The following is a 26228-nucleotide window of genomic DNA, read 5'->3' on the forward strand; positions in this document are numbered from 1 at the left end:
AATATACGCAGGCCGCAGAAATTATTGGGCATACAGCCAATATATTCAACAAATTCCCCACAAAAAACGTGGTTTCCATCTGAATTCATCTCACATGCAAGCCCCTCCCTGCTGATCTTCAGACATGCATCCCCTCCATCAGAAGTCCCAGCAACGACTCGTCCAGCGCTTCAAGCAGCGCGGCATAAGAGCGCAACATGGCCTCGGCTCTCGCCTGCGGCACCAGTCCGGCGTCATAGACGGCGATCAGATCAAAGTCTTCTCCCGGCGTGACTTCCAGATTGAACGGGTGATGCCATTGGTCGCAAATGGCAACGTCGCTGACCTGCAGTGCGGCGTTGCCGCGTCCGACATCGCCCAAGGGATAGTTCTGAATGCGCAGCGCCGTGCCGAACAAGGCGTCGCCATCGGACAAACCGGCGCACCGTGCGATTTCCGACAAATCCAGCGTCGCGTGCGCGCTTGTCGCGACACGCCTGCGCTGCAGCTGCAGGCAGGCCTCGACAAAACCGGCGTCGGGATCGATCTTGCAACGCAAGGGCGGCGTGTTGATCAGATTGCCGACCATGGTTTCGATACCCTCGACCTCGGCAGGACGCAAGACCGAAACGACGCCGAAGCAAACCTCGTCCACCCTGCTGTGGCGCGCCAGCACCAGCGCCCATGCCAACATGAAAATGCTCGGCGCCGACAAGCGATGCCGGCGCGCAAACGCGCCAAGGCGCGCACCGGTTCCGGCTTGCGGTTGCCATTTGATTTCCGCAAAGCTGCCGCTGCAGGCAGCCCCCGGCTCCGCCGGCCAGCGCGACGGTACCGTCGCCGTCAGTTCGGCGCGCCAGAAGTCGCGCGCTGCTGCAGCATCCTGACGCCCCAGCCAATCCAGGAAAACACGGAAATCCGGCGCCGGCGCTGTCGTCAATTGTTTGCCATAGGCGGCCATGACTTCGCTGAGCAGTACCGGCATCGACCAGCCGTCAATCAGAATATGGTGATAGGTCCAGACGAAATGCTGGCCGGGCGTCGTTTGCAGCAAGGAAAAACGCATCAGCGGCGGCTTGGCCAGGTCGAAGCCGCGCTGCCGGTCCTGCCGGCAGTAAGCGTCCATGGCCGCACCGAGATCCTCGTCCGGCAAACCGGTCCAGTCCTGCCGTTGCCAGGCAAGCGGCGTCGCTTCGCCGAAATGCTGGCGCGCCTTGCCGTTCTCACCGATGGTGAAATGCGCGCGCAGCGACAGATGCCTTGCCAGCACGGCTTGCCAGGCGGCGATGAAGCCGCCGGTGTCCAGTTCCGCCGGCAAGCGCGCCGTGAACTGCACCACATAGGCGGAAGAATCCGGATACGCCACGGCGTGCGCCAGCATGGCGGCTTGCTGGGGCGCCAATGCGCAGGCCGCGACAGCGACCTCTGCCGCTGCCGCCGGGGCAGGAACATCCCGCGTCAGCGCCTGCAGCCAGTCGCGCATGGCGGCGCATAGCCGATCCGCAAAGGCCTGCGGCAACACACGCGAATCGAAAGTGAGGTCCAGTTGCAAGCGTCCGCCGGCAATCAAGGCATTGACTTCCAGTACATACGGACGCGGCGTCGATGGTGCAAAACCGGCACCGTCGGCTTCCGGCGCCGGCCGCACAGGCAAGCTGTCGGGCCAGGCCGTATCCCATTGACCGAGATAGTTGAAGGCGATTTCAGGCACCGGCAATGCCGCCAGCGCCTCGCGCACTGCCGCATCGGGAGAGAGGAAACGCAGCACCCCGAAACTGAAGCCGTGCCGTGGCATCGCCTTGAGCGCTGCCCGGATCTTGTCGATGCGATGCTCACCCAGCGGCATGGTCCACGGCGCCAGCACGGTGAACCATCCGGGGATACCGCCGACATCGATGCCGTCCAGCACAATATCGCGGCCGTGAGATTCGAGCGCTATGCCAATGCCAGCGCTGCTTCCGGCTGAGCCGCCGATCAGTTCATCCAGCGCCACGCTCAAGGCGGTCAGCAAAATCTCCTGCACCTGGGCGCCATGGCTGCGCGGAAGCGCCCGCACCAGCACGCTGGTAATGCTCTCGTCCAATGCAAAGCTGGTGGTCTGCGCGGCGCCGGCCGTCGCGGCGATATCGGTGCGCAGTAACGGCAAGCGCGCCAGATTGCGCGGCTGTTCCAGCCAGTAGCGCAATTCGCCCAGCGCTTGCGGGGATACCGCATGGCGTTCTACTGCCGCAGCCCACAGGGCGAAGGAAGCGTGCGTGCGATTATCGGAGGCAGACGGCAAGCCGATGGACAAAGATGCTTGCACTTGCGCATAAGCGTCGAACAGGTCTTCCAGCAAGACGCGCCACGACACGGCGTCAATCACAAGGTGATGCGCCACGACATGCAAGCGGGCCATGGGCTCGCCAGCCGGCGCCGCATACAGCACCAGCCGCAGCAAGGGCCCCTGTTCGATATTCAGACGGGTCTGGTTGTCCGCTGCGCCTTGTTCCAGCAATGTTCGCCAGCCGGCCGTGTCTGCCGGCGGCGGCACGACTTCCAGCAGTGCCGCGGCATGTTCGGCGAGATGCTGATGCCAGGCGCCGTCGACCTGTTTGAAACGCAGCCGCAGCGCGTCATGGCGCGCGCAAACGACCTCCAGCGCCAGGCGCAATGCCTGTGCATCCAGCCCGGCCGGCACTTCCAGCAGGAAGCTCTGGTTGTAGTGATGCCGATCGGGCGCATCCTGATGCAGGAACCAATGCTGGATCGGCGTCAGCGGCACCGGGCCGGTGACCGGCGGCGGAGTAAACACCGGCGCGTGTTCAGCAGCCTGACTGGTGTCCACCTGCGCCGCCAACGCTGCCAGCGTCGACAAATCGGGATCCATGACCTGGTTGAGCGTCAGTGCGACGCCCTGCCTGTTGGCCTTGGAGACCACCTGGATCGCGAGAATCGAATCGCCGCCGAGTTCAAAGAAATTGTGTCCCCGCTGCACTTGCGCCACATTGAGCACCTGTGCCCAGATCGCCGCCAGTTGCCGTTCGGTCTCGCCGACATAATCGCCGGCAGCGGCTTCCCATGGCTGTGCAGTGGTTTCCGGCATCGCTTCCAGCGCCTTGCGGTCGATCTTGCCGCTGACGGTCAGCGGCATGGATTCCAGCGCGATGAAAGATGCGGGAAGCATGTGCGGCGGCAGTTGTTTGCCGATGAAAATCCGCAAGACCTCGTTCGCTATCGGCGCGCGCGTCTCCAGATAGGCCGTCAGACGGCGCTCACCCTCCCCCTCGCTGCAATGGCGCACCAGCACCGCGGCGTGGCGGACCTCGGCATGTTGCATCAACGCCGCCTCGATTTCGCTCAACTCGATACGGAAACCGCGCAGCTTGACCTGGTGGTCATTGCGGCCGACAAACTGCACCCTGCCGTCGGCCAGACGATAGCCGCGATCGCCGGTTTTGTAGAGGCGCGCCCCCGGTGCTCCATAAGGATCGGGCAAGAAGCTCGCGGCGGTCAGGCCCGGCTGGTTCAGATAACCGCGCGCCAGCCCCGCCCCGCCGATATACAGTTCGCCGATGACGCCGGGCGGCAGCAGTCGCATGTCGGCGTCCAGCACATGCAGTTGCATGTTCGGCAGCGGCCGGCCGATAGCCAATTGTCCGGTGTGGTCGCCGCGGTCCGACCATGCTTCGACGCTGACCGCAACCGATGCTTCGGATGGCCCGTAGCCGTTGTAGAAACGCCGTCCGGGCCCCCAGCGCAGGACCAGTTCGGGGGCGCAGCTTTCACCTGCGACCACCAGTGTTTGCAAATCCGGCAGGCGGCTTTCATCCAGCGTCGCCAACGCCGTCGGCGGCAAGGTCGCCGCGCTGATGCGCTGCTGTCGCATGAACTGTTCCAACCCCTCGCCCACGCGGACGGTGGCGGCGTCGGGCACGATCAGGGCAGCGCCTGCGCCGAAGGCCATCGTCATTTCCCAGATCGAGGCGTCGAAAGACAAAGAAGCAAACTGCAACACACGCGCTTCCGGCAGCAAGCCGAAAGCGCCGCGTTGCGCATGCGCCAGCGAACGCAGGCCGCCGTGGGTATTGCCGACGCCCTTGGGCGTACCGGTCGAGCCCGAGGTGTAGATCACGTAAGCCAGCGCCTGCGCCTCGGGCGGCGGGAAGTCGCCGTCGTCCGGCGTGTCGTCCAGAGTAGAAACAGTATCCGATGCGGCGAACAAGATGTCCGGGTCCTGCGTGATCGCCTCCGCCTGCAATTCCCCGGCGCACGCGCTATCCGCGATCAGCAGGGATGCGCCGCTGTCTTCCAGCATGAAGCGCCGGCGCGCTGCCGGATACGCGGGATCGAGCGGGACAAAGGCCCCGCCGCAGCGCAGGATGCCGATGACCGCAATCACGTAGCGCGCGGATCGCGGCAAGCACAGTGCGACCTTCTTTTCGCTGCCCACGCCGAGCGTCCGCAAACGCTGCGCCAGCCGCAGCGATGCGACGCGCAATGCGGCATAACTCAGGCTGCCTTCCTGATCGCACAAGGCGATGGCGTCCGGAGAATGTCTTGCCCATTCATCGATTTGCTGCGGCAAGAAGGCCGGCGCGATCGCTTCGACCGGACCTCTTCCCGCCAGCAATGCCGCCTGCGCATCGATATCGTCCAGCGCCAGCAAACGCGCCGCCGGCCAATCCGGATGCGCGGCCATGTTGTCGAACAAGCGTCCCAACTGCGCCAGCAAACGTTCGGCGGCCGCAGCGGGAATGCGGCCCTCGCGATGCAAAGCCAGGTGCAGCGTTTCGCCGGGACTGCACACCAGCGTCAGCGGATAGTTGGTGCGCTCCCTCACTTGCACGCCGGCCAGTCGCACGCCGCCGCCGGCCATGGATTGCGCCTTCGGATAGTTCTGCACCAGCAACAGCGTCTGGAACAACTCCTGATTGCCGGGCAAGGATGCCGCCTGGCGAATCTCCGTCAGCGACGCGCCGGCATGCTGCTCGCGCTCCAGATGCTGCTCCTGCAATTGCGCCAGCCAGTCGGCCAGCGGCGTTGTGGATGGAATCGTCAGGTGCGCCGGGACGGTGGCGATGAGCATGCCGATCATTTCTTCGACGCCCTCGAGGTCCGCTGGCCGGCCTGAGACGGTGACGCCAAACACCACGTCGCGGCTTGCGCTGCAGCGTGCCAGCAGCAATCCCCAGGCCGCCTGCAACACCGTGCCGAGCGTGGTGCGCGCGCGTTGCGCCAGCTTCTGCACGGCTTGCGTGCGCACCGCGGACAATTCCATTGTATGAACTGCTGAGTGTTTTTCAGCGTCCTTCTTGTCTTGTCCCGGCATCGCATCGCCAGCCTGCGTGGCGAAAGCCAGCGAAGTCGGCTCTTCGATTCCTTGCAAGGCGCGCCGCCAGAAATCGATGTCGTCGTTGCGCACGCCCCCATCAGACCCGCTATGTCCGCCATGTCCCTTGCGCCGCTCCTGCCAGTGCACATAGTCGGAGAAACGCGGCGCCGCTTTCAGACTTATCCGGGAATCGCCCAGCGCCTGCCGGTACAGCGCAAAGATTTCGGCCAGCAGCACCGACACCGACCAGCCGTCCAATAGCAGATGATGCGAACTCCATACCAGCTCATGGCGTGTATCGCCGACCTGCAACAGCTGCAATCGCATCAACGGCGCCTGCTCCAGCTCGAATCCGCGCGCGACGTCAGCGCGCATCAGCTCGTCCAATGCGGTCGCGCGCGCCGACTCGTCCAGGCCGCGCCAGTCGGCGGCGGACCATGGCAATGCCAGCTCGGCGTGCACGCGCTGGCGCATGGCCGGCAGATCGCGCCAGTGAAAGCTGGTGCGCAGCATGCTGTGGCGCTGCAGCGCCTGTTCCCATGCGCGGCGCATTGCACCGGCATCCAGCTCACCGTCCAATGTCAGGCAGAGCTGATTGCAGTAGATGTCGGGGTCGCGCAGGCTATGGAACACGATACCTTGCTGCAAAGGCGTCAGGGGCAGTTCTTCTTCCACGCTGTCTTGCCGCGAGCAGGCACGGCGCTCTGCGGCGGCGGCGATATCGCGCAACGCCGCCGTCACTTCACGCAACCACGCGCCGATGCGTTCGCGCGCGGCGGCGCCCGCAGGAAAACTGACGGCGCCGCTGAGGCAGCCGGCGCGAATGCCCGCATTGATTTCAATGACATGGCTGCGCGCGAAGGCTGCGCTCTGCGCTTGTCCGCTGTCTTCATCGAGGGCGCTGAAGCCGTTGCCGCCATCGCCGCTGGCGGTTTCTATATCCAGCCTGCCGAGATAATTGAGCAGGATCTCTGCCGCCGGCAGCTCCCGCAAGGCGGCGCGCTGCCCGGCATCGGCCGACAGGTAACGCATGAGGCCCATCGCCAGCCCCTGGCACGGCGATTCGCGCACGCGCTCACACACTTGCATTACGATGTCGGCAGGATCGTTTTCTCCCTCCGGCCACTGCAACAGAACCGGCTGCACGGCGGTAAACCATCCCACGACACCGGACAGATCGAGGTCGTCAAACAGGTCGACGCGGCCATTGCGCTCCAGATCGATCAGCAGGGAACCCTTCAGGCCGATGCGGGCGGCGCCGATGAACAATGCCGCCATGAGCAATTCATCCACGCGCGCGCGGAAAACGCCGGCCGCCACTTGCAGCAGGATCGTGGTGGTCTCGCTGTCGAGCGACAGCGGCAGGATCTCTGCCGCGCCCGCGGTTCCGGCCGGCAAATGCGCCGGCAACACGGAAAGTCCCTGCTCCGCGAAACGCGCGAGGAAGTAATCGACTGCTGATTGCGCCGCCGGCGTAGCGGCCAGCTCGTGCAATTTGCGCGACCAGGTGCGGTAGGACGCAGTCGCTGCGGGCAAGGAAATGTCGCCGCGCAATGCCTGTGCATAGGCAAGACTCAGATCATCCAGCAGCACCGACCAGGAATAGGCGTCGATGGCCAGGTGATGCACCGCGATCATCAGCCGCCCGGCAGGCTTGTCCAGAACCGCCTGCAGCACGCGGCCGGCACGCAGATCCATACCGCGCTGGGCCTGCTCATAGGCGGCCAGGCGCGCCGGCGAATCGGCTGCGGCTGCAGCTACAGTCTCGTCCAGCACGCGCAGCACAGGTCCCGGTGCGGATGCGGCAACCCGCAGGATTTCTCCATCGACTTGCAGGCGCAACATCGGATGGCGCGCCACCACGGCCTTCAGCGCGCGCTCGAGCGCGGTGGCATCGACCTGCGCCGGCGTTTGCAGCACGATCGATTGGTTGTAATGGGCGCGATGCGCTCCCGCCTGTTCGAAGAACCAGGCCTGGATCGGCGTCGCCTGCAGCTCGCCGTCATTGTCTTCTTCGGCTGTGGCCAAGGACAGCATGTCGCCTGACATTCCTTGCCGGCGCGATTGCAGCGCCTGCATCAGCTCGCGCACCGTCTGGAAACGGAAGATGTCGCGCACTGTCAGGTTCAGCTGCAACTGGCGCGCGCGCGACACGACTTGCAGGCTGCGGATGGAGTCGATGCCAAGCTCGAAGAAATTGTCGCAAGGACCGACCGTGGGCCGGTCCAGCACCTGGGCGAACAATGCCGCCAGCGGCGCCTCAGCAACAGTGGCCGCAGTGGCAGCAGTATCAGCGACCGTGGTCGATACATCGTGCCGGGACGCGATCTCGCGCGTGACGTCCAGCTCCAGCAAGGCGCGCCGGTCGGTTTTCCCCGATGCAATACGCGGCAGCTGCGGCAATGTGACGCACAGCGCCGGCACCATGTAGGCAGGCAGGCGCTCGCCCAGCCACGCGCGCAGCAGGCCCGCATCCAGTTCCAGTTCCGAACCGCAGCCTGCAACCGCCAGCAATTGTCCCGAGCCTGCATTGTCCGGGCTGTCCGCCCGCATCAGCACGACCGCTTCGCGCACCTTGGGATGCGCCATCAGCGCCGCCTCGATCTCCGCCAGTTCGATGCGATAACCGCGCACCTTGGCCTGCTGGTCTTTGCGGCCGATGAATTCCAGCGTGCCGTCAAGACGGCGGCGTCCCAGGTCGCCGCTGCGGTAACTGCGCAAGGCAGGATCCAGCGGATGCGGCCGGAACACGGCGGCAGTCTGCTCCGGTTGGCCGACATAGCCTTGCGCGACCCCGGCGCCGCTGATCAACATTTCACCGATCACGCCCGGCGGCACAGCCAGGCCCCGGCCATCGACGATTTCCAGCGCGACGTTGGCAATCGCCCGGCCGACCGGCAATACGTCGGCGGCCGGCGGCAGCGGCTGCTCGGCAGGATTGAAAAAAGAAGAGGTAATGGTCGCCTCAGTCGGGCCATAACCACTGCGGAATGCAACGGGATGCGCGCATAGCGCCTGCCATTCGCGCCAGCGGCGGGCAAACACCCGGTCGCTGCCGGTCACCACCAGACGCAGGCAGGCTGGCGGTGCACGGCGCGCCTGACCGAGCGCGCGCACCCACTCATGCCAGAACGCCGCCGGCAGGTTCAGCACGCTCAGGCCTGCATGCTCCACGTGTTCCTGGAACGCGTCGATGCTGTCGGTGACATTCTCTGCGCGAATCACCACGCAAGCGCCGGACGCCAGCGCCGGAAAAATTTCTTCGGCGGCGACGTCAAAATCGGCGGCGGCGAATTGCATGACCCGGTCACTCTCGCGCAAGCCGAAATCCTGCACCACCGCGCGTGCATGATTGGCGAGGTTGGCGTGCGTCACGGCCACGCCCTTTGGCGTACCCGATGAGCCGGAGGTAAAGCAGACATAAGCCAGCGCCTGCGGTTGCGCGACTTCCTCACCGACACTGCCGCGCCCGGCTGTGAATGGCGCATCAGACAACAAAACCGGCACCGGCCAGCCGCGCTCTTCGGCCGTGCTTGTCACCACCAGCGCAATACCGGCGGCGGCGATCATCTGTGCGCGCCGGGCCGGCGGCTGCTGCGGGCTCAGGACGGCATAACCCGCACCGGCGCGCCATGCCGCCAGCATCGCCACCACCAGCGCCGCCGAGGACGAAAATCCGAGGCCGACCACGGCGCCGGGCTGCACGCCGGCGGCAACAAGGCCTTGCGCCAGCAGATCCGCCCGGTGCATCAATTCACGATAGGTAACACGCGTTGCGCCCTCTTCCACTGCAATCCGGTCGGCGTGGCGCAATGCACTGTCGGCGATCATCTGCGGCAGCAATGGCGCCGGCGCCTGCACCGGCAACACCGGTGCGGTTGGCGCAGCAAGTTGAACGCAGGATAACGGCGTGGACGCATCGATGCTCGCTTGCTGCAGCACGTAGGCGTATTGATTGCAAAATTCGGCAATGCTGGCCTGGTCGAACAAATCGGCGTCGTACTCCATCACGCAGCGATAGTCGTCGCCGTCGAGATGCACGAAAAAGTTGAGATCCAGCTCGGGAGCGCCCGCTGCCGGCGGCACCGCTTCCACCTGCAGTCCGGCCAGCGCCAGCTGCGCACCGGCCTCGCTTTGCTGCATGAACATGGTCTGGAACAGCGGCGCCTTGTTCAGCGCGCGTTCCGGACGCACCGCCTGGACGATGCGCTCGAACGGCGCCTGCTGGTGTTCGAACGCCTCCAGGCAAGTTGTCCGGATGCGCCGGATCAGTTCGGTGAGGTCGGGATCGCCATGCAAGCTGATCCTCAGCGGCATGGTGTCGACGAAGAATCCCACCAGACCATGCGTCTCGTTGCGGTCGCGATTGCCGACCGGGCATCCGATCACCACTTCGTCCTGTCCCGACCAGCGCGACAAGACCTGCGCATACAGCGCCAGCAACACCATGAACGGCGTCGCGCCGGCGCGCAGACCAATGGACTGCACCTTTTGCACGCTGCCGGACGCCAGGCGCAACTGATGCATGGCGCCGGCATGGCCGCGCTCGGCGGGACGCGGCCGGTCCAGCGGCAACGCCAGCCCGGTGACGACGCCGGCCAGTTGTTCGCGCCAATAGCGCAGATGCGGCTCCAGCCGCTCTTCGCTGAACATCGCGCGCTGCCACACGGCATAGTCGGAATACTGGATCGCCAGCTCGGCCGGCCGGATCGACGATGCGCCGGTTTCCAGTCCGTACAGCATGCCCAGTTCCCGGATCAGCACCCCCATGGACCAGTGATCGGAAACGATGTGATGCATCGCCAGCGTCAGCACATGGCGCTGCGGCTCCAGTTGCAACAGGCTCACGCGCAAGGGCGGCGCGGCAGTCAGGTCGAACGGCATGGCCGCTTCGCGCGCCAGCATTGACTGTTCAGCCGATGCGTGACTGCTGCCCACAGCCGGTGTTTCGACCGTCAGCGCAAACGGCGTAATCGGGAGGATATGCAGCTCCGGCTCGACGCCTTCATCGCGGATCACGCTGCGCAGCAATTCATGGCGCGCCGTGAGCGCACTCACGGCGCGTTCCAGCGCGGACCGGTCGAGCATCCCGTTCAGCCGCCATCCGGCCATGATGACAAAGGCGCTGCCGCCGCCTTCAAGACGATCCAGAAACCACAAACGGCGCTGATTGAACGACAGCGGCGCCGTCGCCCGCTGCACCGGACTGCGCGCCAGCTCGGGGAAAGACATTGTGCGGGACGACTCGGATACCGCCTGCAAATGCGCAACCAGCTCGGCCTTGCGCGCACCGAGCTCTGCACGCAGAGCCGGCGACAAGGCGCCTGCCGGGCCGCGCACGCGCAGATCATTGCCGGAGCAAGTCAGCGTGACGCCGAGCTCCGCCAATTGCGCCATCAATTGTTCAACGCCGTTCAAATCGTGAACTCCTCTATGCCGTCGTCTCCGGAACGGCATTGATCAATATGGCCGGCCAGCGCGGCCAGCGTGGCGTGTTCGAACACGGCGGTAATGTTCAGATCGACGCCGAAGCTCTCGCGCACAAATGCAAGCAGACGCATGCCGATCAGCGAATGCCCGCCCAGCTCGAAGAAATTTGCTTCGCGCGTGATGTCCGCAACACCCAGGATGCTGCGCCAGGTGGCGGCCAGTTTTGCTTCCGTATCTGTCATGCCGCTTGCATCCGCCGTCGGCATGCCGGCGCCAGCCGGAGACAGAGGCGGCACTGGCAGTCTGTCCAGCAAGGCATCGGCGCGCGCCATCAGGCCAGGCAAGTCGCGTATCGATACCGCAACGCGCGCGTGCGGCGACGCCAGCACCCTGCGCAAGACCTCGATGCCTTCCTGCGACCGCATCGCTTCATTACTATCGGGCGCAGCCTGGCCATGACGGCGGTAGGAGGCGACGGTCATACCGGCCTCGTTCCAGTCGTCCCAGTTGAGCACGGTGGTAAACCCGCCGCCGCGCGCATTGCGCTCATGCGCGAACAGATCGAGGAATTCGTTGGCGGCGGCATACGCGGCCTGGCCGAACTTGGCTTGCGGCAGCAAGTTGCCCAGCGTCGAGCACAGCACCATGAAATCCAGCGCATCGTCTTCCAGCAAGCGATCCAGCAATACCGTACCCTGCACTTTCGCGGCCATCACCTGATGCATCGACGCGACGCTGCGGTTCTGGATAATGCCGCCGAGGTCGGCCACGCCGGCGCAATGGAATACGCCATGGATAACGCCAAAGCGCGCATGCGCCGACGCAATCGCGGCCGTCAGCAGAGCGGCGTCGGCAACGTCGCAAGCGCTTGCGAAGACCTCGATTCCCTCTCTTTCGAGTTCGTCGACAAGCGTGCGGTCAACATGGCGCCCCAGCAAGACCAGGCGTGCGCGGCAACGCGCGGCGAGATCGCGCGCGATGCTCGCCCCCATGCCGCCGAAGGCGCCGGTGATCAGGTAGCAGCCTTGCCTGCGCAGGCGATCCCCGCCCGTTTCCGGCGCTGCGATCCTTACCGGCTGCAACTGCGGCACCCAGCGATGGCGGCGGCGCAGCGCTACCTGCTGCTCTGTTTTTGCGTGCAGGAGTTCGTTCAGCAGCATAGGCGCGGAGCCTTCTGCCTCGATATCGATAACGCGGCAGCCCAGGCTGCGATATTCCACCGGGAGAATCTTGGCCAGACCCAGCAGTGTCCCGAGCGATGATGCCAACTGTTCGTCGCCGCTGACATCCGCTGCACCGCTGGTGACGATGTCGAGTTGCAGCCTACGCGCCTGCGCGCCCGCGCCGATGGCCTGCGCCAACAGCATCACGCTGGCAAAGCCGCGTTCCAGCATCGTGTCGAACGGCTGCATCACACTGGTCCAGAGATGCACAATACGGGTCGGTGTGACGCTGTCCAACAGCCGGCGATAGTCGTGTTCGCTGGCGGGATCGATGGCATAGTCCTGTGGCGAAAGAGCCTCGAATGCCGCTGCCGCCCTGACTTCAACAAGCTGTTGGCCGATAGCGCGCAAGCTGCTCGCCAAAGCGCGGCCGGCACCGGTTTCAGCACCCAGCAACAGCCAGACGTCGGGCGCGGTTGATGCAGTTGAGGGCGTAATCGCCGGCAGCTGCGGCGCGCGCTGCCAGCCCGGCAGGTAGAACCAGTCTGCAATATCGGCGCGCCGCTCCTGTGCGTGCACGGTCGCGGCGACAGCCGGTTGCGGCGCAGGCCAGTGGCGCGTGCGCTCAAACACATAGCCGGGCAGCGCGACGCGTGAGGGCGTGCCTGCATCTCCGCTTTCCGGCCGGCCTACCTGAGCTTTGCGCCAGTCGATCAATGCGCCGCGCATCCACAGTTGCGCCACGATGTCTTCCAGCGCAGATGCCTGCTGCGGTGTTTGCCGCGCTGTTTCCCTATGTATGCCCAGCGCCATCAGTTGCGCCGCAGACCAGCCGCCCGTGCGCGCCAGTTTTTGCAAGGCGCTGCCGGGTCCGACTTCGAGCAGCAGGTCGACGCCGTCGCGTTGCAAGGTGGCGAGACCGTCGCCGAAACGCACAGCCTCGCGCAAATGGCGCGCCCAATAGGCCGGGTCGACGGCATCCGCATCGCTGATCCAGGTCCCGGTGACATTTGAAATGAAGCGGCGTTGCGGCGGCTTCAGCGTGAGGCGGTCGAACTGGGCAACAAAAGCCGGCAATACCGGATCCATGGCTGCCGAGTGGAAGGCGTGCGAGGTGTCGAGGCGCACAGCCGGCACATCGATTTCTTTCAGCTGTGCTTGCAATACATCAATGGCGTCCGTCGCGCCGGACAACACGCACTGTCCGGGGCCGTTGACGGCAGCCAGGCTGATCGCGTCGCCGCAGTCATGCATCAGCCCATGCGCCTGTGCTTCGTCTGCCTGCACCGCCAGCATCGCGCCGCCGGGCAAGGCCTGCATCAGGCGGCCGCGCATGGCGACCAGCGCCAGGGCGTCATCCAGTTCGAACACGCCGGCCAGACATGCCGCGACATATTCCCCGAGGCTGTGACCCAGCATGGCGACGGCTTCGACGCCGCGCGCCTCCAGGCTGCGCGCCAGCGCGTACATTACCGAGAACAGCACCGGCTGCGCCAGCGCGGTCTGCCTGAGTGCCGTAACAGCGGCAGGATCGTCGGCCGCGACGCCGTACAGCACGGTGCGAATGTCTTGCTCCACATGCGGCAAGAGCGCGACGGCGCAACGGTCGAACCAGGTCCGGTAGCCGGCGTCGCTCTCATACAGCGCCTGCGCCATGCGCGGATATTGGCTGCCCTGTCCCGGGAACAGCAAGGCAAGCCGCGCCGTTCCCTTGACCGTTGCCACAAGCTCGGTGCCGGACTGTTCTGCCGCCAGACGCAACGCGGCGATGGCTTCTTCCTTGCTGGAGGCAACGATGGCGTGGCGGCAGCCGAAGGCGGCGCGTCCCTGTTGCAAGGTGAAGGCGACATCGCGCAAGGCCAGTTGCGGCTGGCTCTGCAAAGCATCGGCGAGCGCCAGCATGCTGCTGCGCAGGCTTGCCGGCGTGCGCGCAGAGAGCGGTAATATTTGCTGCGACGTCGTTGCGGCGACCGTCTGCAAACGCGCAGGCGCCTCCTCCAGCACCACGTGCACGTTGGTGCCGCCGATGCCGAAGGCGCTGACGCCGGCGCGGCGCGGATGGTTGCCTTGCTCGCCTTGCTGTACCGGCCACGCTTGCACAGCGCCGACCACGTTGATCGACGCCGCCGTGAAATCGACATGCGGATTGGGCATCGAAAAATGCAGACTCGGCGGCAGCACGCCGTGCTGCAAGGCCAGAATCGTCTTGATCAGGCCGGCGACGCCGGCCGCCGCGTCGGCGTGGCCGATGTTGCTCTTGACCGAACCCAGCGCCAGCGGCCGTTGCCGTCCGCCGAAGACGCGCGTCAAGGCGGCGACTTCCACCGGATCGCCCAGCTCGGTGCCGGTGCCGTGGGCTTCGATGTAGTCGATGTCGCCCGGCGCCAGTCCGGCCTGCTTCAATGCCGAGGCAATCACCGCCGCCTGGCCGTCCACGCCGGGAGCGGCGTAGCCGACCTTGCGCCCGCCATCGTTGTTGACGGCGCTGCCGCGGATCACCGCCAGCACGTTGTCGCCATCGGCTTGCGCCTGCGCCAGCGGCTTGAGCAGCACCATGCCGACGCCGCCGCCGGGAACGGTGCCGCGCGCATCGGCGGAAAACGGTTTGCAATGCCCGTCGGGCGACAGGATCATGCCCGGCTCGTGGAGATAACCGCCGCCTTGCGGAAAGCGTATCGCCACCCCACCCGCCAGCGCCATGCCGGCGCCGCCGCTGCGCAATGAACGGCAGGCCATGTCGAGCGCCGTCAGCGACGACGAGCATGCGGTCTGCACCGCCAGCGCCGGCCCCTTGAGGTCCAGATGATAGGCAATTCGCGTGGCGCCGAAATCCTTGTCGTTGCCGGACATCGCGTGATAGCTATCCGCGCTTTCGGGCATCGGCCCGGCAGCAAACAGCTGTCCCTGCAAATAGGTATTCATGCCGACGCCCATGAAGACGCCGACGTCGACATTGCTCCTTGATTCCACTGCTGCATAGCCGCCATGTTCCAAGGCGTGCCAGGCACATTCCAGCGCAACGCGATGTTGCGGATCCAGCGTGACGGCGTCGCGCGGACCGAGGCCGAAGAAGTCGGCATCGAAACAATCGGCCTGCCCGATCACGCCGCCGGCGGCAACGAAGTTGGCTTGTTTCAGTACGTCGGCAGCGCGTCCGGCCGCCGCCAGCTCGGCCGGATCGAAGCGGCTGATGCCTTCGCGGCCTTCCACCAGCAGTTGCCAGAAGGCGTCGACATCCGGCGCACCGGGGAAACGGCAGGCCATGCCGATGACGGCGATGTCCGCCTGGGCAGGCAGCGGCACCGCCTGCGCTGTCTCCCGGAGTTCTCCCTGACCGGACAAATGTTCCGCGAGACTGCGGATGGTCGGAAAACGGAACAGATCGCTGATCGATGCCACAGCACCGAACTCAGCCGTCAGCAGGTCGTACAAACGCACCAGCAACAACGAATGGCCGCCGACGTCGAAGAAATTGGCGTCCGGGGCGATGTCCTTCAGGTTCAGCACCTGCCGCCACAGGCCGGCGACACGCGCCAGGCAATCACGCCCTTCGCGGCTCGCGGTATTAGCTGATACGGAGCCCTCTCGCTCAAACACCGGCAACGGCAAGGCGTTCACATCGATTTTGCCGTTGCCGGTCAGCGGCATGCTATCCAGGATCGAGATGAAATCGGGCACCATGAAGGACGGCAAGCTGCGTCGCAGTGCGCTGCGCAGCGTCGCCGCATCCGTGCCGGCGCCAACCACATAGGCCACCAGACGGCGCTCTCCGGCCCGGTCGGGACGCAGCATCGCCAGCGCTTGCGTTACGCCGGCCTGCTGCGACAAGGCGGCTTCGATTTCCGCCGGGGCAATACGGAAACCGCGCAGTTTGAACTCGCGGTCGCTGCGGCCGAGAAAATCCAGCGATCCGTCTTCGCGCCAGCGCGCGCGGTCGCCGCTGCGATACAGGCGCGCCAGCGGATCGCCGGAATATGGATCCGTCCGGAAGCGTTCTTGCGTCAGCACCGGATTATTGAGGTAGCCGATGCTCACTCCCGGGCCGCCGATGCACAATTCACCGACCACGCCGATGGGCGCCGGTGCACCCTGCTCGTCCAGCACATAGATGCGCGCATCGCCCAGAGGACGGCCAATCTGCAGAGGCGCTTCAGCACCCGCATAGCGGCCGGCGGTCACGGTCACCGTGGTTTCGGTCGGACCGTAGGCGATGAACAGATCGCGGCCTTGCTGCCATTGCGACGCCACCGCAGCAGGACACAATTCGCCGCCGACGATCAGTGTGCGAAGGTTGGGCAACGGCGCAACCGGCATCGCTGCCAGCAGCGCCGCCGGTATTTGCAGATGCGTGATATGCATTGCGTCCAGCGCCTGCAGCAGCGGCGAACCGGGCAGCAGGCGTTCGCGCGGCGCCAGGCACAGGCAGGCGCCGGCGGCCAGGGCAAACACGATATCGGACACCGCCACATCGAAACCGAAGGCGGCCAGCTGCAGAATGCGGCTTTCCTGCGTCACGGAAAATTCGGTTACGGCGCTCTGCGCAAGACGACACAAGGCGTGATGCGCCAGCGCTACGCCTTTGGGACGGCCGGTGGAACCGGACGTGAAAATGATGCAGGCGGTTGCGGCAAAGTCCTGGTCCAGCTCGCCGTGAGAATGCTTCGATTCGGCCTGAGCAGACACGCAAGACAGGTCCTCCAATACCGGCAAGCGCATCCATTGCGCCTCGTTCCAGTCTGCCGGACGATCGCCCGCCACCAGCGCGACGCCGGCATCTTGCAGCATCTGTCCGATCCGCGCCGAGGGATAGCTCGGATCGATGGGCACGAACACGCAACCGGCTTTCGAAATTCCCAGCAGCGCAGCGATCAGCCCGATGGAACGTTCCCCGATCAGCGCGATGCGGTCCCCCGGATTGAGGCCTGCGGTACGCAGACGCTGCGCAAAGTCGCCGGACAGCAGCTCCAACTCTCGATAGCTAAGCTCGCCCTCGGGCGTCGCCAGCGCTGCTGCGTCGCCGTTGCGCTGCGCGCGGGCGCGTAGCAGGTCGTGCAACCTCAGCGGCACGGTTGCCGGCGGCAATACGGTCTGCGCCCGACCAAACTGCGCCAGCAAGGCACGCGCCTGGGCCGATCGCGCATCGAGCAGCGAGTGCGACAGCGGCGGCGCGTCGGGCTGCGCCAGCAAGGCGTCCAGCAGATGCACGAAGCCCGCGCCGATGCGCTCGGCCAGCTCGGGGGCAATGACGTCGGCGGCGTATTCCAGCTCGCCCGCGATGCCTTGCGCATCCTGATGCAACGCCATGCTGAGATCCGTGCGCGCCAGCGATGTCGACAAAGGTTCCGGCACCGCGTCGATGGCGTCCAGCTGCAATTGCCACTGGTGCAGATCGGCCAGCACGAACATCGCCTGCAGCAAAGGCGGTCGCTGCGGAACGCGTTCGATCGCGGCGGCTTCGACGATGCGGCTGAAAGAAATATCCTGGTGTTGCAGCCCTTCGGCCACGCGTTGCTGGACCCGGCGACCGAACTCCGCCAGGTTCGCGGCGCTGCAATCCAGGCGCATCGGCAGTGTATTGGCAAGGAAACCGACGATGTCGTCCAGCCCGCTGCGGCTGCGGCCGGCGACAGGAATGCCGACCACCACTTCCTGCTCGCCGCCGAAACGCGCCAGCGTCAGTCCCCACACCCCGAGCAACAGCACGAACACGCTCAGTCCGGCGTCACTGGCAGCCTGTTGCAGGCGTTCGCTACGCTCCCGGCCGAGCGTGACCGGCACGCGTCCGAGGCGGAAGTCGCGTTGTTCCGGCATCTTGCTCAAGGCCAATCCGAGCATGGCAGGCGCACCGGCAAGCTGGTCGCGCCAGTAGTTGTACTGCGCCTCGAAAGCGCCCTGTTCGTCGCTACCACGTTGCCATTCGGAAAAATCGATTTGCTGCAAGGCGGCGGGAGCGGCATTGAGCGTATCGCTGTAGGCTTGCCCCAGTTCTTCGACAATCACGCGTCCGGAGCCGCCGTCGAAGGCGGTGTGATGCGCCACGATCGCCAGCAGGTGTTCAGCAGGTGCTAGCCGGATCAGGCCGGCGCGCAGCGGCAGGTCTTCCGCCAGCGAGAAAAACCGCTCTGCAAATTCGTGCAGCGATGCTGCAATCTGCTGCGGGCCATCTCCCGCAGCTATCCCTTTCAGCGCGAATTCAGGTGAGGCTTCGACCTCCTGCCACAGCACGCCATCGGCGAGGACCAGCCGCGTGCGCAGCGCTTCGTGGCGTTGCATCACGCGTCTGAATGCGGCTTCCAGACGCTCGACGTCAAGCTGGCCGCGCAGCCGGTAAACCACCGCCTGGTTGTAGGCGCCGCGCTGTTGTCCGGATTGTTCGATGAGCCACAAACGCTCCTGATTGAACGAAGCGCGCGCACGCCGGTGCGGACCGCCTGCCGTCACCTCCGGCAGTCCGGCGCCTCGCTGCGCGCGGCGCACTTCCAATGCCATGGCGCGCAAGCTCGGCGCGTCGAACACGGCCGTCACCGGCAGGCGTACGCCCAGACTTTTTTCCACCGCGGCCACCAGCCGCACCGCACTGAGCGAATGGCCGCCCGACTGGAAGAAATTGGCCTGCGGATGTTGCGGACGGCTGCCGATCACCTGACGCCAGATATCGGCCAGCAGATTTTCTTCCAGCGTCATCGAGGTTTCTGCCTGCGGTGCCGGTGTCTCTGCCGCCGCTTCTGCGTCCGGAGCGGGCAAGGCGTGAAAATCTATTTTACCGTTCGAGTTAAGCGGCAAGGCCGGGATAAAGACGTAACGGGACGGCTGCATGGCCGTCGGCAAGATGTCCTGGAGGCGCCGCCGTAACGCCGGCTCCACCGATTCTTTCGCTTCGACGTATGCCATCAGTATCAGTTCGCTGCTGCCGTCGGTGCTGATTTCGCGCGCCGTCACGACGGCGTCCGTTACGCCCGGGCACCTGCGCAGCGCGACGCGGACTTCCTCGGGATCGATGCGCACGCCACGGATTTTGACCTGGCGATCCAGTCGTCCCATGTAGTCGATGCCGCCATCGGGACGCCAGCGTCCGAGGTCGCCCGAACGGAATGCGCGACCGCCGGCGATATCTGCCGGCAGCGTGGCAAAGCGCGGATCGTCAGTACCGCTGCCGAGATAGCCGCGCGCCAGGCCGATGCCGCCGATCATGATTTCGCCCGCGGCGCCCACCGGCAGCACATTGCCGGCTGGATCGAGAATCGCCAGCAGATTACCCGGAATCGGCCGGCCTATCGACACCTGCGGCCCGTCCGCGGTGTCGACGTCGTGGCAGGTCGAATCTGCCGATGCCTCCGACGATCCGTAGAGATTCAGCAGATGGCAATCAGGCAGCAGGCTCAGGAAGCGGCGCGCCAGATCGCCCGGAAACGCTTCGCTGCTGCAGATGCAGTGGCGCAGCCCGCCGAGCACGTTGCCGACGTCGGCGACATGGTCGAGCAGCGATTTCAGCAACGACGGCACCAGCGTCAGGCGCGTGACGCTGTAACGCTGCATGGCCGCCGCCAGCGCACGCGGATCGCGCACCTGGGCCGCCGACATGATCACGGACGGCACGCCGCCCAGCAGCGGACCGAACAACTCCCAGACGAAATCGACGAAGGTCGGCGTGGTTTTCTGGCAATAGCGGTCGAGCGGTTCGAACGGATAGCGCTCCAGCATCCAGGCGATGCGGTTCACCGCGCCCCGGTGCAAGCCCATCACCGCTTTCGGACGGCCGGTCGAGCCGGAGGTATAGAGGATGTACAAGAGGCTGTCGGGGCGATTGACGTCCGGCGGCGCGGACGCCTGCGGGAATGCCTGTGAAGGATCGACCAGTGTGGGCTGCAGTACTGCAGGACCATCGGCGGTAAGCCAGTCCGGCGCGCCTGTCGTCATCAACACCGTCGCGCCGCTGCTGTCGAGCATGTAGCGCAGGCGCTCGGCGGGGAAATTCGGATCCATCGGGACGAAGGCGCCGCCCGCACGGATGGTCGCCAGGATGGCCACGGCCAGATCCGCCGAGCGCGGCAGGCAGATGGCAACCGGCGTTTCGGCAGCGACGCCCAGTTGCGCCAGATGCGCAGCCAGTGCAGCGGAACGGCGGTCGAGTTCGGCATAGGTCGTCTCAACCCCGCCTTCCGCGTCGATCAGCGCCACGGCGTCGGGCGTCTTCGCGGCTTGTTCGGCGAACCAGGCGCTCAGTGTGCGCGGCGCGGCTGCCGCCAATGATGGCAACGACGGCAACGGCGGATTGAGGCGCGCCAGCATCTCGCGCCCCGCGTCGCTGCGTTGCAGCGGCAGTTGCGACAACGGCAGTTGCGGATCGGCCAGCGCGGCTTCCAGTACGACTTGAATCGACGTCGCCATCGCGGCGGCAAGCTGCGGATCGATGAAGTTGCGGCGATACTCCAGTCCGCCCTCGATGTGTTCTGCGCCGGCTTCCAGTTCCAGCAGCAGGTCCGCCCGGGCCGCGGGAAGCGGCACGGATGCGGCGTGTGCGCGCACTGCGCCGGCTTGCGCCTGCAGCGGGGGCATCGTCTGGAACACCAGCATGGCCTGGAACAGCGGCGCAAGCCCTGTGCGGCGCTCCGGATTGACGAGTTTGACGACATCGTCGAACGGCAGTCCCTGATGGCGCAAGTCTTCCAGCATGCGATCGCGCACCTGTTCGGTCAGGCTGCCAAAACTCTGGTTGCGCTCCGACCGATTGCGCGACACCATGTTCTCGCTCAGAAAGCCGACGATGTCCTGCTCTTGCTGTCGCGGACGGTTGACGACCGGAACGCCGACGGCGATGTCGTCCATGCCGGAATAGCGCGCCAGCACGGCATGGAACGCCGCCAGGATCACCACGAACGGCGTGGTGCCGGCGGCATCGGCAAAGTGTTTGACGGCTGCCGTCAGCGGCGCCGGCAACACCACCGGGATACGTTCGCACAACGTCGCGCCGGCTTGTCCGCGCGGTCCTGAAAAAGGCAATTCCAGCGCTACGGGCAACTGCGCCAACCGTGTCTTCCAATAGCCGTGCAACTGCTCGCGCGCAGCGACTTGCTGCGGTTCGCGCAGCCACGCCGCATAGTCGCCGAACTGCACCGGCTCGGGCAGTATCACCTCTTCATCGACCGCGCCAAGCTCGCGCGCATACAGCATCACCAGTTCGCTCAGCAGCAGATGTCCCGACCACATGTCGATGATGCTGTGATGGAAGGTCAACAGCAAGGCGCTCGCCCGGTGTTCGGATTCAGACTCAGCATCGCCGTCGTGCAAGAGTTGCGCCCGCAGCAGCAGATCGGCAGCGAGGTCGAAAGGCTGTGCGACAGCCTCCCGCAAGAAAGACGGCCATGACGCCGCGGGCACGGCATGCTGCGTCAGGGGGACGCTATCGACTTGCGTGAAGGACTGCTCGAGGCTGCCGTCATCATGATCGGAAAAACCGGCGCGCAAGCCTTCGTGACGTTGCAGCAGAGCCAGCAAAGCGCGTTCCAGCGCGGCGACCTTGATCGGGGCATTGAAACGAATATCCATGCCGAGATTGAATTCACCGGTCACGCCGTCGATGCGTTCCACCGTCCACAACCGTTGCTGAGCAGGCGTCGCCAGTACACGCGCAGAGGCCGCACGGCGAGGGATTGCCGACTCTTCCGACGGCAGTTCGAAGCCGTCCTCGGCCAACAGATCGGCCAGCAGCGCTGCATCCAGTGCCGCATTCAATCCGGTCTCAGGTATTGTCATACAGTCCTCGCAGCAACGCGTGCCGCTTTTTGTTCGGGTGTCATTTGTTCTATTTCCAGCCAGCGGCGAGCGATGGCTTCGGTGATGCCCGGCTTGCTTTCGCCGCGCCGCACGTGGGCGCAGTATCCTGCCACGGTGGGGTTTTGCAGCAGATCGGGCGTCGCCGTGTTGAGACGGAAGCGTTCGCGCGTGGCTGCCGCGATTTGCGCTGCGCGCAGCGAATTGCCGCCCAGCGCAAAAAAGTCGTCGTGCACACCGCATGCGGACAGGTCGAGGATCTGCTTCCACAACTGCGCCATGTAGCGCTCAAACTCACTTCCCGGCCGCCCTTGTTGCCGGAATCCACCGGCTATCCGGGTCAGTTGTTCGCGATCGATGCCGCCCGATTCGGTGCGCGGTATGTCGTCCACCGTCAGCACCGCAACCGGCAGGCTGCGGCCGAAGTGGTCGCGCAACATGACGGGGCCCTGCGCAGCGCCGCCTGTTTCAGTTTCAAGGACCAGCGCTTCATCCACTGCAATGGCCGCATCTTGCAAGCCCGCGTGGCGCGCATGCTGCAGGTCGAGACCGATCGCCAGCACCGGCCGGGAAACGGATAGCGCGATGTCGAAGCTGGCGACGGCATATTCCGGCTCCAGCGAAAAGTACCCGGCCGCTTCCACCGTCGATACCGGCGCGCCGTTCTTGCTGAGGCCGGTATGGCGCCAGGATGAAAATCCCAGGTAACGGCAGCGCGTATTGCCATTGCCGGACGCCGCCAGTTGTTCCGCCATCGCCGCCTGCCAGGCGTTCGCGGCGGCATAAGCAGAGTCCTGCCGGCCCGCAACCATGCCGGCAACGGAGCCGACCAGGACCAGCCAGGCATCGGGATGCGCTTCGGCCAACTCCTGCAAGGCAAGGCTGCCCGCGACTTTCGCATGCATCATCTGCGCCAGCGTTGCCGCCGTTTCACGCCCCAATTCGGTCTGGCGGCCCTCGCCTGCCAGATGCAAAATGCCGTCCAGTCCGCACGACCAACGCGCGCGCGCCTGCGCCACGGCGGCACGCAAGGCCGCAGCGTCGGCCAAGGCGGCCACATCGGCGCTGACGTACAGCACGCGGCCGCTACGCTCCAGCTCCTGCAGCGCCGTCGCGCGCGCGGCGTCAAGCTGTGCCAGCCCGGTACGGCCGACAATCAATAACTTTGCCTCGTGACGATCGAGCAGATGCCGCGCCAGCAACAGTCCGACGCCGCCGAGTCCGCCGCTGATCAGATACAAGCCTCCGGAGCGCAATGCCGGGCGATCCGCCTTGGACAGCTCGACGTTGCGCCAGCGCCGCAGGTGGCGCACACCGTCGATGTAGGCCAGTTCGGTTTCGCGCAGGTCGTTTCGCGTATGGTTGCGCAGGTCGCCGAGTATCATGCCGGCGTCGCTGCCGAGGTCTTTGCCTGAAAACTGGATATGCACGCAATGCACGCCATCGATTTCCGCAGCCGCCGTCCGCAAAAAAGCGGCCGCCGCAGCATGATCGGCGGCATGGGCAGCCTCAGCGCCTCCGCATACGATCAATCTTGCCGGCCGGTTACCGCGCGCGGTCGCCGCCAGCGCCTGGCATAAGGACAGCAACCGGGGCAAGCGCGCCCAGCCGGGCAATACCAGAATGACGTCGGGCAATCCCTGCTGCGCCATCTGATTGAAAAGATGGCCCAGGAAAGACATCGGATCGACTGATTCTTCCAGCTCGAACTGCCGCCATTCGATATCGCCGGCTGCCTGCGCCAGAGCCGCCCGGATTGCGGCGTCGCCGGCGGTGGCATCTCCCAGTACGGCGATACTTTTCCCGTGCACGGATTCGCCTGCCGGGATAGCTAGCGGGCAAACTTTCCAGAACGGTTCTGAGAACCAGAGCGGGATCGTGCCGGCCGCCTCGAGCAGGCAGGCGGCGTGCTTGATCTCGGTATCGAACACACCGGCTTCCAGCTGACGCTTGAGCTCTATCCGCTGGACCTTGCCGGAATTGGTGCGCGGCAGGCGATCGGCCGGCACATGGATGAAATACGCCGGCATCAGCGACAGCTGCTTGCCCAGGCGCATGCGGATGTCTTGCATGACGCGCCTGAGAGCGTCGTCGTGCCCAGGGGACACATCGGCAACATGGAAAAACAAGGCCAACTGATCCGTCCGCGCAGCCGGCGCACGCACACCGACCGCCGCAATGCTGATGCGCTCCACGCCCTTCGTCTGCGCCACGACCTCTTCAATTTCGCTGCTGTAGAAATTGGCGCCGTTGACGATGATCATTTCCTTGATGCGCCCGACCACGAAGAGCTCGTCATTGCGGATGATGCCCATGTCGCCGGTGCGGAACCAGTTGCCGTGCATCGCTTCGGCCGTCAGGTCCTCGCGCCCGAAATATCCCATGAACAGGGAGTCGCCGGACAGCTCGACGGCGCCGATGATGCCTTCCGGGACTACTTCGCCATGCTGGTCGACGATACGATGCACGGCGCCGCAGATCGGCAGGCCGAGGGAAACCACTTCGCCGTTGCCCGGGGTCCACTGCGACATGCAGAATGCGCTGACGGTTTCCGTCATGCCGAACGACGGCCAGATTGCGCCGGCGGGCAATTTGTTTTGTGCAAAACGTGCGGTAAAAGCCGTCAGCACGCTATCGGAAACGGCCTCGCCGCCGTTGACGATCATGCGCAGGCTCGACAGATCCCAGTCGCGCGCCGCACCGGGCGCGGAAGCCGCTTGCTGCAACAGCTCGAACGCAAAGTTGGGAGTCCAGATCATGCAGACCCGATGCCGGTGCGCCAGATCCAGCCAGCGTACGGGCGCCTCCAGCACCGTGGCGGTGTCGACCTGTATCTGGTTCATGCCGAGCACCAGCGGCAAGATCGACAAGAAACCCAGCCCCCCGACATGGTCGAGCGGCATCCAGTTCATGGTCGTTGCTCCCGGCGTCAACGCCGCGCCGCGCTCGGCTGTGCCGGCTATCATCGCCAGCACATTGGCCTGGCTCAGCATGACGCCCTTGGGAAGACCGGTGCTGCCCGAGGTCATGAACAGCATGGACAAGGCATGCAGGTCGCTTGCCGGCGAAGGGATTGCGCTTTCGGCGCGGCAAAGTTCGGACGTATCCAGCAAGCTCATTCCACTCAGCGCATCCGCATCCAGCGACGCCAGCGCCTGCAAACTGGCCGGATCGGCGGCGATGAACGGCCGTCCCAGCACTTCCCAGGAGTCGCGCAGGCGTTTGAGCGATGCGCCGCCTGCTGCCGCAGCGGCAACTTTGAACGGCGCCGGCACAATGGCCCCGAGTATGCAGGCCCAGAACAGCGGCAGCAGGCTGCGGCTGTCTGCAGAATCGACAAGAACCACATCGCCGCTGCGAACGCCGCGTGCGCGCAAACCGCCCAATATCCGGCACGCCTGATCGAACAATTCTGTATAGCTGACCCGGATTTCGCTCATGTCGGCGGCAACATGGACGATGCCGAGTTCGGGATGCTGCGCCGCGCGCACCAATGCTTCGGCCAGATTGGCGGGCAATTGTGGCTGTTGTGGCTGCGCAGGAAGCGATCTGAGGCGGGAAACCGCCGGCTTGTCGGCAGCGCCGTTCGCCGGCGCCCGGGAAAGCAGAGTTTCCTGCACGGTGGAAGTCAGCAAAGGATAGTCCGGCAGGAGATCCGCCAGATGGATGCGCGTCCGCAACGGCGCAATCGGCCGATAGACCGCGGTCGGCGGCAACGAGGCCTGGCTCCAGGCCGGCAATGCGGCCAGGGCATTGTCATCCACGCCCCCGTCGGGCCGCAGCGGCAAAGCGTGCACGCGCACCAGCGCTACCGGCCCCGGATACCCCGAGTCCGCGATGGCGGCGTCCAAAGCCTTGCGCTGACCGCCGACGACATAGGCGACCAGGCCAACAGCCGCCTCCCCCTTCGTCGCTGCAGCGACGAGATGGACGGCCGAGACCGCCGGCACTGCCAGCAGCCGTGTCCTGAACGCTGCGATGATAGTGTTCCCCGGCACAATACGTTCCAGCATCCCGCTCCCCCTGAGCATTCCCGACTTAACATCGGCAAGCTTGTTTATTCCGGCAAACTATCCGCTTAACAAGCAAAGCCCCATCCTGCAAGGGTGATTTGATGTTGCCCTTATTTTCTATGACTCAACGCACCGTCATCCCGCCCTCATTATGAGGCGTGCCGACGTCATTGAATGCTTAAGTTTATCCTCGTAAAAATGAGGATATTTTCTGCTCGCAATATTGCCACCGAATCGCACCAAGAGTTGACTTCTTGTCTCAATTTTTCAAAATATATCCTGATAAATCAGATGTTTCCTGCATGATGCACCGCAATAAATGCGTATCTATTCGGAGGGACGTATCGCAGCAGATGAAGTGACGCAAAAAATGTTTTCACAAGGAAACTTCTACTGATTTCAGTTGGCATGCCTGCACCGTTGCATCCTGTCGGGAGCGATCGGAAATGCCGGGTTCAATGTGTGCGGGATGCATAGCAAATGGCAGCGCCGGATGGCTTCTCAGTGCCTCAGTGGGCACGCCGCAGGAATTGGTTACATCAGTGGAAGCCCCTTCGC

General features: G+C 65.0%; 3 protein-coding genes. All 3 read right to left on the bottom strand.

Annotated features, from left to right (window positions below):
• Nucleotides 1-118 precede the first annotated feature (118 nt).
• Genes AKL25_RS16900 through AKL25_RS16910 form a run of 3 tightly spaced genes read right to left on the bottom strand, consistent with a single transcriptional unit; the run spans nucleotide 119 to nucleotide 25670 of the window.
• The gene (locus AKL25_RS16900; protein WP_240475780.1) at nucleotides 119-10711 is read right to left on the bottom strand and encodes a non-ribosomal peptide synthetase; all 10593 of its coding nucleotides are present in this window, start codon (nucleotides 10709-10711) and stop codon (nucleotides 119-121) included.
• Complete coding sequence (locus tag AKL25_RS16905; protein WP_050478880.1) at nucleotides 10708-21639, bottom strand: non-ribosomal peptide synthetase/type I polyketide synthase; 10932 nt, start codon at nucleotides 21637-21639, stop codon at nucleotides 10708-10710. The genes AKL25_RS16900 and AKL25_RS16905 overlap by 4 nt, the downstream gene beginning before the upstream one ends.
• Complete coding sequence (locus AKL25_RS16910; protein ID WP_050478881.1) at nucleotides 21636-25670, bottom strand: SDR family NAD(P)-dependent oxidoreductase; 4035 nt, start codon at nucleotides 25668-25670, stop codon at nucleotides 21636-21638. Before AKL25_RS16910 ends, AKL25_RS16905 begins: the two co-directional genes overlap by 4 nt.
• Nucleotides 25671-26228: the final 558 nt, after the last annotated feature.

The organism is Herbaspirillum rhizosphaerae, assembly GCF_001189965.1.
Classification (GTDB): Bacteria; Pseudomonadota; Gammaproteobacteria; order Burkholderiales; family Burkholderiaceae_D; genus Herbaspirillum; species Herbaspirillum rhizosphaerae.